General features: G+C 72.1%; 13 protein-coding genes. 8 read left to right on the forward strand and 5 right to left on the reverse strand.

Annotated features, from left to right (window positions below; translation table 11 throughout):
• Window positions 1-53 precede the first annotated feature (53 nt).
• On the forward strand, window positions 54-305 hold the full coding sequence (locus V6R91_RS27575) for a type B 50S ribosomal protein L31 (RefSeq protein ID WP_336397889.1): 252 nt from the start codon (window positions 54-56) through the stop codon (window positions 303-305).
• 78 nt (window positions 306-383) lie between these two features.
• On the opposite strand, the gene V6R91_RS27580 is transcribed toward V6R91_RS27575, so the two are convergent.
• The gene (locus V6R91_RS27580; RefSeq protein WP_336397890.1) at window positions 384-1,115 is read right to left on the reverse strand and encodes an exonuclease domain-containing protein; all 732 of its coding nucleotides are present in this window, start codon (window positions 1,113-1,115) and stop codon (window positions 384-386) included.
• An 86-nt stretch (window positions 1,116-1,201) separates the two neighbouring features.
• On the opposite strand from V6R91_RS27580, the gene V6R91_RS27585 reads away from it, so the two are divergent.
• Complete coding sequence (locus V6R91_RS27585) at window positions 1,202-2,101, forward strand: alpha/beta fold hydrolase (protein ID WP_336397891.1); 900 nt, start codon at window positions 1,202-1,204, stop codon at window positions 2,099-2,101.
• Here the strand turns inward: V6R91_RS27585 and V6R91_RS27590 are convergent.
• Window positions 2,061-2,615: a CGNR zinc finger domain-containing protein gene (locus V6R91_RS27590; RefSeq protein ID WP_336397892.1), complete on the reverse strand. Its 555-nt coding sequence runs from the start codon at window positions 2,613-2,615 to the stop codon at window positions 2,061-2,063. The two genes, V6R91_RS27585 and V6R91_RS27590, sit on opposite strands and share 41 nt — an antisense overlap.
• A gap of 75 nt (window positions 2,616-2,690) precedes the next feature.
• Between V6R91_RS27590 and V6R91_RS27595 the strand changes: the two genes are divergently transcribed.
• Window positions 2,691-3,686: an EamA family transporter gene (locus V6R91_RS27595; protein WP_336397893.1), complete on the forward strand. Its 996-nt coding sequence runs from the start codon at window positions 2,691-2,693 to the stop codon at window positions 3,684-3,686.
• Between the two features lie 18 nt (window positions 3,687-3,704).
• Here V6R91_RS27595 and V6R91_RS27600 read toward each other — a convergent pair whose 3' ends face one another.
• The gene (locus V6R91_RS27600; RefSeq protein ID WP_336397894.1) at window positions 3,705-4,175 is read right to left on the reverse strand and encodes an Lrp/AsnC family transcriptional regulator; all 471 of its coding nucleotides are present in this window, start codon (window positions 4,173-4,175) and stop codon (window positions 3,705-3,707) included.
• 165 nt (window positions 4,176-4,340) lie between these two features.
• Between V6R91_RS27600 and pdhA the strand changes: the two genes are divergently transcribed.
• The 3 genes from pdhA to V6R91_RS27615 are packed head-to-tail and all read left to right on the forward strand — an operon-like array spanning window position 4,341 to window position 7,908.
• Window positions 4,341-5,471, forward strand: coding sequence for a pyruvate dehydrogenase (acetyl-transferring) E1 component subunit alpha (pdhA, locus tag V6R91_RS27605; protein WP_336397895.1), 1,131 nt, complete (start codon window positions 4,341-4,343; stop codon window positions 5,469-5,471).
• Between the two features lie 2 nt (window positions 5,472-5,473).
• A complete protein-coding gene (locus V6R91_RS27610; RefSeq protein ID WP_336397896.1) occupies window positions 5,474-6,487 on the forward strand; it encodes an alpha-ketoacid dehydrogenase subunit beta in 1,014 nt (337 codons plus the stop codon).
• Window positions 6,484-7,908, forward strand: coding sequence for a dihydrolipoamide acetyltransferase family protein (locus V6R91_RS27615; protein ID WP_336397897.1), 1,425 nt, complete (start codon window positions 6,484-6,486; stop codon window positions 7,906-7,908). The genes V6R91_RS27610 and V6R91_RS27615 overlap by 4 nt, the downstream gene beginning before the upstream one ends.
• A gap of 58 nt (window positions 7,909-7,966) precedes the next feature.
• Here V6R91_RS27615 and V6R91_RS27620 read toward each other — a convergent pair whose 3' ends face one another.
• A complete protein-coding gene (locus tag V6R91_RS27620; protein ID WP_336397898.1) occupies window positions 7,967-9,787 on the reverse strand; it encodes an alkaline phosphatase family protein in 1,821 nt (606 codons plus the stop codon).
• 29 nt (window positions 9,788-9,816) lie between these two features.
• Window positions 9,817-10,413 (reverse strand): SACE_7040 family transcriptional regulator, encoded by a 597-nt coding sequence (locus V6R91_RS27625; protein ID WP_336397899.1) that lies wholly within the window; start codon window positions 10,411-10,413, stop codon window positions 9,817-9,819.
• Window positions 10,414-10,549: 136 nt separating this feature from the next.
• Between V6R91_RS27625 and V6R91_RS27630 the strand changes: the two genes are divergently transcribed.
• Window positions 10,550-12,154 carry a carboxyl transferase domain-containing protein gene (locus V6R91_RS27630; protein WP_336397900.1) on the forward strand — a complete coding sequence of 535 codons (1,605 nt, stop codon included), beginning with the start codon at window positions 10,550-10,552 and terminating at the stop codon, window positions 12,152-12,154.
• A 5-nt stretch (window positions 12,155-12,159) separates the two neighbouring features.
• Complete coding sequence (locus V6R91_RS27635) at window positions 12,160-14,256, forward strand: acetyl/propionyl/methylcrotonyl-CoA carboxylase subunit alpha (RefSeq protein WP_336397901.1); 2,097 nt, start codon at window positions 12,160-12,162, stop codon at window positions 14,254-14,256.
• Window positions 14,257-14,267 lie beyond the last annotated feature (11 nt).

Here is a 14,267-nt window from a genome sequence, read left to right on the forward strand (position 1 = left end):
GCAGACTTTGACCGCCCTGGCAAAATCCAGGGCACCATCCTCAAAGGACCATCATGAAGACTGACATCCACCCGGACTACCAGGCCGTCGTGTTCCGTGACCTCGGCTCGGGCGAGACCTTCCTCACCCGCTCGACGGTGTCGAGCGACAAGACGATCGAGCTCGACGGCGTCGAGTACCCCGTCATCGACGTCGAGATCTCGTCGGCCTCGCACCCGTTCTACACGGGCAAGCAGCGCATCATGGACTCGGCCGGCCGCGTCGAGAAGTTCAACCAGCGCTTCAAGAACTTCGGCACCAAGTAAGCCGCCGCGCAGCGGACCGTCGACGGTCCGCCGCCCCGGAAGACCCCGCCCCGCGCGGGGTCTTCTGCGTGTGCGGCGTCAGCGGATCGGCCAGCGGCCGTCGAGCCGGTCGTCGGGGTCGATGCGCCCGACGCGGATGAAGTACTCCGTCAGGCTCTCGGCCTGCGCGCGGGCCCACCCGATCTGCCGGGTGTGGAGCTCGTGCACGGTCGTGGGGAGCCAGGGCGCGAAGCGCTCGGCGAGGGCCTGCGCGACGCGGCCCGCCGCCACGGCGTCCGCCGAGGCCTCGTGGGCGGCGTCGAGGCGCACCGCGTAGTGGGCGGCGACGACCTCGAGCGTGCGCTTGCCCCGGCGCCAGCGGTCGTACGCCTTGTCGACGACGAGCGGGTCGATCACCGGCGACGGGCGCTCGATGGGCGGGACGCCGTGGCGCAGCGCCTCGTACTTCAGCATCGAGAAATCGAAGGGCGCGTTGTAGGCGACCACCGGGATGCCGGCGTCGAGCAGGGCGCGCAGCGCCGTCACGACCTCGTCGACGACCTCGCGCGCGCCGCGCCCGTGGAGGCGGGCGTGCGCCGTGGAGATGCCGTGGATGGCGCTGGCCCCGTCGGGGATCTCGACCCCCGGATCGGCGAGCCAGTCGCGGGCGCGGATCACCCCGCCCTCGGCGTCGAGGAGCCCGACGTGCGCGGTGACGATGCGGTCGGCCGTGACGTCGACCCCCGTGGTCTCGAGGTCGAAGACCCCCACCACCTGGAGCCACTCCGGGACATCCCACAACGCCAGCTGATCGGGATGCCGGTGGCTCATGCCGCTCACGGTATGCGCCGGCTCCGACATCCCGGGTCAGGCGCTCCGCGCGATGCGGGCACGCGGCGGGCTCGTAGACTCGACGGGTGACCTCCGTCAACCCGTACGCGCGTCTGCTCGATGAGATCCCCGTCGAGCGGCACGAGGCGAGCGTGCTGGGAGGGACCACCGCGTACTGGGTCTACGGGCCGGCCGACGCGCCGACCACGATCGTCGCGGTTCACGGGTTCCGCGGCGAGCACCACGGTCTCGAACCGGTGGTGGCGCACCTTCCCGGTATCCGCGTCATCTCACCCGATCTGCCCGGGTTCGGCGAGACGCCGCCCGTCCCCGGCCGCACGCACGACCTCGAGCTGTATGCGCAGTGGCTGGAGGAGTTCGCGCGTGCCGTCGCCCCCGGCGCCGTGATCCTCGGTCACTCGTTCGGCTCGATCGTGGTGGCGGCCGCCGTGGCGGGCGGGCTGGACACCCCGCGGGTGATCCTCGTCAACCCCATCGGCGCCCCCGCGCTGGAGGGGCCGCGGGGCATCCTCACGCGGCTCGCGGTGTTCTACTACTGGGCAGGAGCGCGGCTTCCCCGGCGGCTGGGCGAGGCGCTGCTGCGCAACGGCCTGATCGTGCGCGTGATGAGCGAGTCGATGGCCAAGACCAGGGATCGCGGCATCCGTCGCTTCGTGCACGATCAGCACGACACCTACTTCTCGCGCTTCGCCGATCGCGACGTGCTGCGCGACGCGTTCGTCGCGTCGGTCTCGCACGACGTGCGCGCGTTCGCCCCGCGCATCGCGCAGCCGACGCTGCTGGTCGCGGCGCAGCGCGACGACATCACCCCCATCGAGGCGGAGCGGCGCCTGGCGACCATGTTCCCGGCGGCGGAGCTCGTCGAGATCGCCGACGTGGGGCACCTCATCCACTACGAGACGCCGGCGACCGCGGCCGGCGCCATCACGCGGTTTCTCGCGCCTTCCGACGCCGGTACGCGTTGACGTTCATCCGGTTGCCGCAGTTGCCGGTGTCGCAGTAGCGCTTCGAGCCGTTCTTCGAGTAGTCCACGTAGACGCCGTCGCAGTCGTCGGCCGCGCAGATCCGCACGCGGTCGTACTCGTCGGCACGGATGACGTCGACGAAGGCCATCGCCGCCTCGACGAGGACCCGCGTGGCCAGCGGTGCGTCGTCGCTCGTGGCGTGGACATGCCAGTCGAACCCGTCGTGGATGACGAGGCGGGGGAGGGCGTGCCCGTCGCGGAGCATCCCGTTCACGAGCGGCACCGCGCCGTCGCGGTCGACCTCCCAGAGCCGGCGCAGCCGCGGCCGGATGGCGCGCAGGGCCGACAGCTCGGTCTCGTCGCGCCGGATCGCTCCCGTGTAGGGGTTCACCCGCAGGTACTCCTCGAAGTCGTCGGCGGTGGTGAGGGTGTCGTCGCCGTCGCGTCCGGGCATCGTGTTGACCAGATACGCGGCGGCGCGCAGGCTCTGCTGCGTGTCATGGATGAAAACCATGTTGACTCCTGACGTCCGACGCGAGTACCGTCACCAGTGTAAGCACGTTTCACTCCTGACAGTCGGATGCCGCCCATGACCGCCTCGACCGCGCCCCTCCCCGTCATCGCCCCCGGCGCGGCCGTCGCGTCCGGCGCTCGGCTGCGCACGACCGGGCTGCTGCTCGGCATCGCGTCCGCACTCGCGTTCTCGTCGAGCGGTCCGTTCGTCAAACCCCTGCTCGAGGCGGGCTGGTCGCTCGGGGCGGCGCTGCTCGTGCGCATGGGGGTCGCGGGGCTCGTCCTGTCGCCGGCGCTGCTGCTCGCGATGCGGCGGCAGCCGGGATTCCTGCGGAGGCACTGGCGGCTCATCGTGGGATTCGGCCTGATGCCGGTGCTCGGCTGCCAGCTGTTCTTCTTCTCCGCCATGCAGCGGATGCCCGTGGCCGTCGCGCTGCTGATCCAGTACCTCGCGCCGGTCATGCTCGTCGCCGCCGTCTGGCTGCGCACCCGCCGGCGCCCGTCCGGCCTCGTGCTGTGGGGGTCCGTCGTCGCGATCGCCGGCCTGGTGCTCGTCGTCGACATCTCCGGGGCGTCGTTCGACCTGCTGGGCACGTTGTTCGCGCTCGCGGCGGCCGTGTGCGTGTGCGCGTACTTCGTGATCTCGGAGCGGACCGGCGACGACCTTCCGCCCCTCGCGCTGGCGGCGAGCGGTCTGCTGACGGGCGCGCTGGTGATGGGCCTGCTGTGCCTCACCGGCCTCATGCCGTTCCGGGCGCCCGCCGTCGACGTCGTCCTCGCCGGCGTGGAAGTGCCGTGGTGGATGCCGATCCTCTGGGTCGCCGGCGTCGCCACGACGCTCGGCTACGCCTTCGGCGTCATGGCTGTTCCGCGCATCGGCTCACGGGTGGCGTCCTTCGTCGGGCTGTCGGAGGTGCTGTTCGCGCTCGCGTTCGCCTGGATCTTCCTCGCGGAGGTGCCCGCGCCCATCCAGTTCGTGGGCGGTGCGCTTCTCCTCGCGGGCGTGGTGCTCGTGCGCGCCGATGCGTCCTCGAGCGGGAATCCGAGGGGCGAGGCCGCGGTCATCTCCTGACCGCGTATTCGCCGGCGATCACTCGCGTCGCGCGAGCTCCATCAGCGGCGTGACGCGGTGGGGGATGACCTCGCCCATGACGAGCGAGGTCTCGGTGCGCTCGACGCCCTCGATCGCGAGGATGCGGGCGTCGGTGTCGAAGAGGTGCTGCGTGTCGCGGCACGCGACCCGCACCAGCAGGTCGACCTGACCCGACAGGCCGTGCGCCTGGACGACCTCCGGCACGCGCGCGAGCTCCACCGCGATGCGGGGCAGATCCGCCTGGCGCACGATGACGCTGATGAACGCCTCGATGGGAAAGCCGAGCGAGGCGGAGGAGATGGCGCGCTCGTACGAGAGGAAGACGCCCGCGCGCTCGAGCCGGGCCATCCTCGCCTGCACGGTGTTGCGCGACAGTCCGAGCCGCTCCGCGAGGGCGACGACGGTCGCGCGGGGGTCCGCGGAGAGCGCGGCGAGAAGCTCCAGGTCGACGTGATCGAGGGCACCCATAGTGCGAAACGTTAGCACGCCTCCGGGGGGTGATAGTTGTCAACATGCTCAAGTCGAACGCAGATGCTTGAGCGAGGTGCCTGGCGGACGTAGCCTCGAATCAGTCGGCGACGAAGCCGGCGCACGCGAAGCGGCTCCTCACGAGGGGGCCCGCAACGAGGAGTGATGACGATGACGCACACCCTGACCCCGACGGCGGATCTCGCCACCGACATCGACGATGTCGCGCGGCTGCTCACCCCCGACGGCGAGCGCATCGCCGACCCCGAACTGGACCGCTGGGTGGCCGACGTCGACGCGGCCGCGCTGCGCGGCCTGTACCGGGACATGGTCCTGCTCCGGCGCATCGACACGGAGGGCGTGGCCCTGCAGCGCCAGGGCCAGCTGGCTCTCTGGCCGCCGTGCCAGGGCCAGGAGGCCACGCAGATCGGCACCGCCAGAGCGCTCCGCGCCGACGACTTCGCCTTCCCGAGCTATCGAGAGACGGGCGTGGTGTACGCGCGCGGCGGAAAGCCCTCCGACTTCGTCCTCGCCTGGCGCGGCGAGGAGCATTCCACCTACAACCCGTACGAGCTCAACACGGCGACCCAGCAGATCATCATCGGCGCGCAGGCGCTCCACGCCGTCGGGTACGCGATGGGCATCCAGCGCGACGGCACCGACCAGGTCTCCGTCGCGTACTTCGGCGACGGCGCGTCCAGCCAGGGCGACGTCAACGAGGCGATGGTCTTCGCGTCGTCCTTCGGCGCACCGGTCGTCTTCGTCTGCACCAACAACCAGTGGGCGATCTCCGAGCCCGTCACCGTGCAGGCGAAGTTCCCGATCGCCGGCCGCGCGCCGGGCTTCGGCATCCCGAGCATGCGCATCGACGGCAACGACGTCCTCGCGTGCCTCGCCGCCATGCGCTGGGCGATCGACAACGCGCGCCGCGGGAACGGACCGGCCTTCATCGAGGCCGTCACATATCGGATGGGACCGCACACCACGTCGGACGACCCCACGCGCTACCGCGACAAGGAGGAGGTCGAGATGTGGCGCCGCCGCGACCCGATCTCCCGCGTCGAGGCGCTGCTGCGGACGCAGGGCGAGTTCGACGAGGCCTTCGTCGCGAGCGTCGAGGCCGACGCCGACGCCCTGGCCGCCTCGGTGCGCGAGGCCGCCATGACCGCGACGACGCGCGCGCCGCTCACCGTCCTGGACGACGTCTACGCCGAGCCCCATTCGGGCATCGACGAGCAGCGCGAGTGGTTCGGCGCCTACCTCGACGGGTTCGCCCCGGCGGCAGAGGGGGCGTGACGATGGTGCAGCTGACGATGGCCAAGGCCATCAACGAAGGGCTCCGCCGCGCGATGGCCGACGACCCGAAGGTGCTCGTGATGGGCGAGGACATCGGGAAGCTCGGCGGCGTGTTCCGCATCACCGACGGTCTGCAGGCCGAGTTCGGCGCGCAGCGCGTGGTCGACACGCCGCTGGCCGAGGCGGGCATCATGGGCACGGCCGTCGGCCTCGCGTTCCGTGGCTACCGTCCGGTCGTCGAGATCCAGTTCGACGGGTTCGTGTATCCGGCGTTCGACCAGATCGTGTGCCAGGTGGCCAAGCTCCACTACCGCACCCGCGGCAACGTGACGATGCCGATCACGATCCGCATCCCCTGGGCGGGGGGCGTCGGCGCAGCCGAGCATCACTCCGAGTCCCCCGAGGCCTACTTCGTCCACACCTCCGGCCTCCGGGTGATCGCCGTGTCCAATCCGCAGGACGCGTACGTCATGCTGCGCCAGGCGATCGCCTCCGACGACCCCGTGGTCTACTTCGAGCCGAAGCGCCTGTACCACTCCAAGGGCGAGGTCGATCTGGACGTGCAACTCGCCGATGCGCCGCCGATGGGCCTCGCGCGCGTCGCGCGGGAGGGGAGCGACGTGACGCTGCTGACGTACGGCTCGCAGGTAGGGACCGCCCTCGACGCCGCCACCGCGGCCGAGGACGACGGCGTCTCGATCGAGGTGATCGACCTGCGATCGATCTCGCCGGTGGACTACCGCACCGTGACGGCATCCGTCCGCAAGACCGGCCGGGTCGTCGTCACGCACGAGGCCGCGCGCGAGGCGGGCGTGGGCGCCGAGCTGATCGCGAGCGTGACCGAGCGCTGCTTCAACTACCTCGAGGCCGCGCCGCAGCGCGTCACCGGGCACGACATCCCCTACCCGCCCGCGAAGCTGGAGAAGCACCACCTTCCCGACCTCGACCGCATCCTCGACGCCGTCGATCGCGTGATGGACCGCCCGAACAGCCTCTCGGGGGTGCTGGACTCATGACCCAGGACTTCCGACTCCCCGATCTGGGCGAAGGCCTGCCCGAGGCCGAGCTGGTGCAGTGGATGGTCGCGGTGGGCGACACCGTGACGCTCAACCAGACGATCGCCGAGGTCGAGACCGCGAAGGCGGTCGTCGAGCTGCCGTCGCCGCACGCCGGCACCGTCACGGCGCTCCACGCCGAGCCCGGCGACGTCATCGCCGTCGGATCGGTGCTCATCTCCTTCGACACCGCGGCGACGGATGCCTCGCCCTCGGCGCCCGCCCAGGAGGCCGGCGTCGCGCACGCCGACGCCTCGGCCCCCGCGGCCGAGGCGTCACGGCGGCCGGAGCCGGTTGAGGCGGCCGAGCAGGGCCAGCCGAACCTCGTCGGGTACGGCGCGGCCCCGCGAGGCTCCGCCCGCCCGCAGCGCCGCGCGCGCGTCGCCGCCGCGGCCGCCGCGGCGTCCGACACGGCGGTGCTCGAGGCGGCGCCGCACGACGCCATCCAGCTCGGCGACGTCGAGCGCCCGATCGAGCGGCCGCGCTCGACGCCGCCGGTGCGCAAGTACGCCAAGCAGCTGGGCATCGACCTGGCCCTCGTGGAGGCCACGGGGGCGTCGGGCGTGATCACGCGGGCCGACGTCGAGGCGTATGCGACGCGGGTCGGGGCGGTCGCCGCCGAGCCGGCCGCCGCCGAGCCGGTCGAGGCGTTCGAGCCGCCGCGGCCCGTCGCCGCCGGCGAGCGGACCACGCGCACCCCGATCCGCGGGGTGCGCCGGCTCACCGCCGACGCCATGGTGCGCAGCGCCTTCACCGCGCCGCACGTCACGACGTTCCTCACCGCCGACGTGACCGCGACGAGCGAGCTCATCGCCTCGCTGAAGGCGGACCGGGCACTGCAGGAGCACCGGATCGGCATCATGGCCGTCGCGGCCAAGGCCGTATGCCTGGCACTCGCGCGGCACCCGGGACTGAACTCCCGCTGGGACGAGCAGGCCGGCGAGATCGTCGAGCACCACTACGTCAACCTCGGCATCGCGGCCGCCACCGGCCGCGGCCTGGTGGTGCCGAACATCCGCGACGCGCAGGAGCTGAATCTGGCCGAGCTCGCCGACGCGATCCGGGCTCTCGCCGACACCGCGCGCGCCGGCAAGACGGCACCCGCCGACATGATGGGCGGCACCTTCTCGATCACGAACGTCGGCGTGTTCGGGGTGGATGCGGGCACCCCGATCATCAACCCGGGCGAGGCCGGAATCCTCGCGCTGGGTGCGGTGAGGCGCCAGCCGTGGGAGCACCGCGGTGAGATCGCGCTGCGCGACGTGATGACGCTGGCGCTGTCGTTCGACCACCGTCTCGTCGACGGGGAGCAGGGGTCGCGGTTCCTCGTGGAGGTGGCCGACATCCTCCGTGAGCCGGGGAGGGCGATGCTCCTGCAGTGAGCGGTCTGCCGCCGCCGGACGCCTGCCGCGCAGCGGCGTCGCCGGTGGCGGCATCCGTTCACGACGTCTTGGGATAGAACAGCCCGAGGCCGTGCTTCTGCAGCACGTCGAACGCCTCCGCGTAGCTCTGCGGCTCCGGGGCGCCGGGCGGTCCGTACTTCGCGAGCAGCAGGCCGAGGAGGCCGCGGCCCGGCGGGCTGAGCGGCTTGTGCTTGTGGGGGCCGTCCTTCAGGTCGGATGCCTCGTCCTCGTGCGGGTTCGGCGGCACGTACATCGCGTGCACGACGGGCCAGGTCGCCGGGTCGCGCGGCGCGTCGAGGTTGACGATCGAGAAGAGGTCGTTCGCCTCGGCGTCGCGGCGCGTGAGCGGGCGGAGCCCGTGCAGGCGTGCGAGCGTCGCGATCACGGCGGCGTGGTGCATCTCGTCGTGGACGACGGTCCCCGCGCGCGTGTAGGCCGATACGGCGATCGCCGGGACGCGCACCCCGAGCCGGTCGAAGGCGAAGCCCATCTCGCCCGGAGCGTCGTCGGCGACCGGCGGCGTGGCGGGGGGAGGAGGGACGTGATCGTACGTGCCGCCGTGCTCGTCGAAGGTGATGAGCAGGAGCGTGTTCATCGCGTTCGATCCGTCCGGCGCTGCGGACGTCTTCACGGCGTTGTAGACGTCGGCGACGAGCTTCTCGCCGTTGCGCACGTCGGACACGGCGGAGTCGATGACGTCCTCGCCCTCGACGTCGCTCTCGCGAAGCGTCCCGAACGGCGGGTGGAAGTCGTTGTGGTTGTAGACCAGCCGGGGCTCGATGAAGGAGTACGCCGGGAGGCGGCCGGCGGCGGCATCGTCGTAGAACTCCGACATGTGCCCGAACCGCCCGGTCCGCCAGTACTCCTCTAGCACCGGAGCGTGGAGGATGCCGGTGAGCGAGACGAGCTGCATCTCGTCGAAGTACACCTTCCAGGACACCCCGGCGTCCTCGAGCCGATTGAAGATCGTCGGCGCCGCATCGGCGTCGAGCCACTTGTCGTAGCCGCCGCCGTGCTTGTTGGTGACGTACCCGTGCGAGGTGGAGGCGTGGAAGAACGACCGGTTGCAGTACGTCTGCGACGGCACGGCGGCGAACCACGCGTCGAAGACGGCGAAGCCCCTGGCCAGCGTCGACAGCACCGGGAGATGCTCGGGCGAGAAGCCGCCCATGATGTGCGACGCCTCGTCGAGGGTCGGCGCCTTGCCGTGCCGCAGCCGCATCAGGTTGTTCCAGTAGTCGCGGAGGAAGCCCTCCATGGTCGCGGCCGTGCCCGAGGACGGCGCGTTGAACGGCGCCACCATGTCGCCGACCTGGCTGGCGGCATTGCCCGCTGGGTGCACCGTGCCGAACAGCTGCGTGTTGACGTGCGGGAACTCCTCGCCGGGGTCCGGGTCGGGGCGCGCCATGACGTCGTCGGTCGGGCCCGAGTACGCGTGCACGCTCACGCGCTCGCCGGAGGGCGCGATGTTGGCGTAGTCGCCGAACGCCAGCCCGTCGAACGTCTCGCCGTCCGGCAGCGTATCGGGCGTGTAGAGCCAGCCGAGGAGATTGTCGAAAGACCGGTTCTCGCCCATCAGGACGACGATGTGGTCGAAGCCCGGCTCGGATCGCGGCGCGACGGCGCCGAGGTCGAGCGAGCCCTCCCGGTAGCCGACCGCGTGTCCGATCGCGGCGCCGGCGGCCGCTCCGACGCCGCCGCCGACGACGAGTCCCGCGGCGGCGATGCCGCCGAGCTTCAGGAAGTCGCGGCGGGAGCTCTGATCGAGCGCTTCGGGCGCAGGCGGAGTCGCGGGCGTCTCGGTGGCCTCGACGCGGCCCGCCCCGCCGTCGTCGTCGTCGTGCCCATGCCCCGCCATGGTGGGTCCAGACTAGGGCCTTCCGCGGCTCAGGCCGTGAGGGAGGCCTGCGCCATCGTGCGGAGGATGCCGCGCACGTCCCCGGCGCCGGGCCGTGAGCGGGTCGCGCGCACGGTGTGCGGCGTCGAGTTGATGAGGCCGAAGCAGGCGTGGGCGCGGACGCGGAGGTCGTCCTCGTCGCGATCGGGATGCACGGCGGCGAGGATGCCGATCCACACCTCGACGTACTCGCGCTGCAGTCGCCGCACGGTGTGGCGATCGGCGTCGCTGAGGCTCGCCAGATCGCGGTCCTGCACGCGGATGACGTCGGCGTCGCGGAGGGCGAACTCGACGTGGAAGTCGATGATCGCGTCGAGCTGGGCGACGGGTTCGTCGTGCGCGGCGAGGACCTCCCGCCCGCCGGCGAGCAGGCGCTCGCTCACCTCGACGAGGATGGCGCCCAGCAGCGCCTGCTTGTTGGCGAAGTGCCGGTACAGCGCGGGGCCGCTCACGCCGACGGCGCCGCCGATGTCCTCGAGGCTCACGCCGCTGAACCCGCGCTCGGCGAAGAGGGCGGCGGCCTCGTGGAGGATCGCCGCGTGCCGGTCTGCCTTCGCGCGTTCGCGGTCGGTGGCGCCGCTCGTCATCTCCGCACTCCGCTTGTCGTTCGAGTTAACAACCGCTAACCTAAAGCTCAGTTAGTGAACACTAACCAATGCGATCGCGTCCGGACAACCGGCGTGATCCGATCGTGACGTCGACGGGGATGACACGGAGGGCGAGATGAGCGTGCTGACCACCGACGCGGTGCACGACGATGCGTTCACGCGCACGCGAGACGCCCAACGGGAGCTGGCGGAGCAGCTGCGCGAGCGGCTGGCGGCGGCATCCCTCGGCGGACCTCCCGCCTCGCGGGAGCGGCACGTCGCCCGCGGCAAGCTGCTGCCGCGCGACCGGGTCGCGCGCCTGCTCGACGAGGGGAGTCCCTTCGTCGAGGTCGCGCCCCTCGCCGCCGAGGGCCTCTACGACGGCGACGCCCCCGCCGCCGGGGTGATCGCCGGCATCGGGCTGGTGCAGGGGCGCCACGTCATGGTGGTGTGCAACGACGCGACGGTGAAGGGCGGCACCTACTACCCGCTCACGGTCAAGAAGCACCTGCGCGCGCAGGAGATCGCGCTCGAGAACCGGCTCCCGTGCATCTACCTCGTCGACTCCGGCGGGGCGTATCTGCCGATGCAGGACGAGGTGTTCCCCGACCGCGATCACTTCGGGCGCATCTTCTTCAATCAGGCGCGGCTGTCGGCCGCCGGCATCCCGCAGATCGCCGCCGTGCTCGGCTCGTGCACGGCCGGGGGCGCCTACGTGCCCGCGATGAGCGACGAGACCGTGATCGTCCGGGATCAGGGCACGATCTTCCTCGGCGGACCGCCGCTGGTGAAGGCGGCCATCGGCGAGGTCGTCACGGCGGAGGAGCTCGGCGGGGGAGAGCTGCACGCCCGCCGCTCGGGCGTCGTGGACCACCTCGCCGAAGACGACGAGCACGCGCTGGAGATCGTGCGCGACATCGTCGCCACGCTGCCCGGGCCCGCCGAGCCGGCGTGGGACGTCGCGCCGTCGCGGGAGCCGGCGGTGGCGGCATCCGATCTGTACGGCGTCGTCCCGGTCGACGTGAACCAGCCCTACGACGTGCGCGAGGTCATCGCGCGCCTCGTCGATGCCAGCGAGTTCCACGAGTTCAAGCGCGAGTACGGCGACACGCTGGTCACCGGGTTCGCCCGCGTCCACGGGCATCCCGTCGGCGTCGTCGCGAACAACGGCGTCCTGTTCAGCGAGTCGGCCCAGAAGGGCGCCCACTTCATCGAGCTGTGCGACCAGCGCGGGGTGCCGCTGCTGTTCCTGCAGAACATCTCGGGCTTCATGGTGGGGCGGGATGCCGAGGCCGGGGGCATCGCGAAGGACGGCGCGAAGATGGTCACCGCGGTGGCGACCACCCGCGTTCCCAAGCTCACCGTGGTCATCGGCGGGTCCTTCGGCGCGGGCAACTACTCGATGTGCGGTCGCGCGTACTCGCCGCGGTTCCTGTGGACCTGGCCGGCGAGCCGCATCTCGGTGATGGGCGGCAACCAGGCCGCGTCCGTGCTCTCGACCGTCAAGCGCGATCAGATCGAGGCGCGCGGCGAGGAGTGGCCGGCCGAGGACCAGGCCGCGTTCGAGGCTCCCATCCGCGCGCAGTACGAGCAGCAGGGCGATCCCTACTATGCGACGGCCCGCCTGTGGGACGACGGCGTCGTCGACCCGCTGGACACCCGCGACCTCCTCGGCCTCGCCCTGGACGTCGTGTCGCGCACGCCGCTTCCCGAACCGCGCTTCGGCGTCTTCCGGATGTGAGACCCATGTTCGAAACAGTCCTGGTCGCCAACCGCGGCGAGATCGCGCGCCGGGTGATCCGCACGCTCCACCGCCTCGGCATCCGCTCGGTGGCCGTCTTCAGTGACGCCGATGCCGGGGCGCCGCACGTGCGCGAGGCCGATGCCGCGGTGCGCATCGGGCCCGCGGCGGCGGCGCGCTCGTACCTCGACGTCGACGCCGTCGTGCAGGCGGCGATCGTCGCCGGCGCACAGGCCGTGCACCCGGGCTACGGGTTCCTGTCGGAGAACGTCGCGTTCGCGCGGGCCTGCGCCGCGGCCGGCATCGTCTTCATCGGCCCGGGCGAGCGAGCCCTCGAAGTCATGGGCGACAAGATCCGCGCGAAGGAGCATGTCGCGGCCCACGGCGTGCCGACCGTGCCCGGGTTCAGCGCGGCGGAGATGACGGATGCCGAGATCGCCGTCGCCGCCGAACGGTCCGGCTACCCGCTGCTGGTCAAGCCGTCCGCGGGCGGCGGCGGCAAGGGCATGCAGGTCGTGCGCTCTCCCGGAGAGCTGCCCGACGCCCTCGCGACCGCGAGACGGGTGGCGCTCGCCGCATTCGGCGACGACACGCTGCTGCTCGAACGCCTGATCGAGCGGCCCCGGCACATCGAGGTGCAGGTGCTCGCCGATGGGCACGGCGGTGTGGTCCACCTCGGCGAGCGCGAATGCACGCTGCAGCGCCGACACCAGAAGGTGATCGAGGAGGCGCCGTCGCCCGCCGTCGACGCGGCGACGCGCGCACGCCTCGGCGCCGCGGCCTGCGCCGCCGCGGCATCCGTCGACTATGTCGGCGCCGGGACGGTGGAGTTCCTCGTCGCCGCCGACCGGCCGGACGAGTTCTTCTTCATCGAGATGAACACGCGGCTGCAGGTCGAGCACCCGGTGACCGAGCTCGTGACCGGCTTCGACCTCGTCGAGCAGCAGCTGCGGATCGCGGCGGGGGAGCCCCTGTCGTTCGCGCAGGACGACGTGCGCCTCGACGGCCACGCGATCGAGGCGCGGGTGTACGCCGAGTCGCCGGAGCGTGGCTTCCTGCCCGCGACCGGCGAGGTGCTCGCGTGGCGGCCCGCCGCCGGGGTGAGGACGGATGCCGCCGTCGAGACGGGCAGCGTCGTCACGGCCGACTACGACCCGATGATCGCGAAGGTCATCTCGCACGGCGAGGATCGTGCGACCGCCCTCGCGCGCCTGGACGCCGCACTCGCCGACACGGTCGTGCTCGGGCTCGACACCAACATCGGGTTCCTCCGCACGCTGCTCGCCGACGACGGGGTGCGCACCGGCGACATGGACACCGGGCTCATCGACCGCATGCCCGCCTTCGTCGCTCCGCAGCCCGGCCCGACCGCGCTCCGCGCCGCCGCGTCGTTCGTCCGGGCTCATGCCGAGATCGCGCCATCTCGTCGAGACAGCACGTCCTCGGCGCCGAGGACGTGGTCGTTCGGCGAGAACGCACGATCTCGACGCAGCGGGGCGGTGTGGCACGAGCTGTCGGGGTGGCGGATGGGCGCTCCGCCGGCGCCGGCGACGGCCGCGTTCGAGACCTCCGACGGTGGGGTCGTCGTCACCGAGGCCGACGCGCCCGGACCGGTCGTGGGCGCGGGAACGGACCCGCGCGGCGCCCTCCGCAACGGCCACGCGGCTGCGCCGGGTGTCGAGCTCGCGACAGCCGCCGACGGACTGCTGTGGGTCCACGTCGACGGGGTCACCACGGCGCTCCGCCCGCTCACCCGGCGCGCCGCGATGGAGCGCCGCCTGGCGGCCCGCCGACGCGAGGCCGCGGCATCCGATCCCGAACTGCGCGCACCGATGCCGGGCGCCGTCGTCGCGGTCCACGTCGCCGACGGCGCTCATGTCGCCACGGGCGACCGCATCGTCACCATCGAGGCCATGAAGATGGAGCACCCCGTCCTCGCGCCCCACGACGGCGTGGTGCGCGTCGACGTGGGCGTCGGCGACCAGGTGCGCCGCGACCAGGTGCTCGCGCACGTGACAGCCGCTGACGCGGCGGGCGCGGCATCCGACCATCCCGCACAGACCGACGCGGACGCCCACGAGGCGCCTGCGACCGCGCCCTGACACCCCCGAGG

This window comes from Microbacterium sp. CCNWLW41 (genome assembly GCF_037083505.1).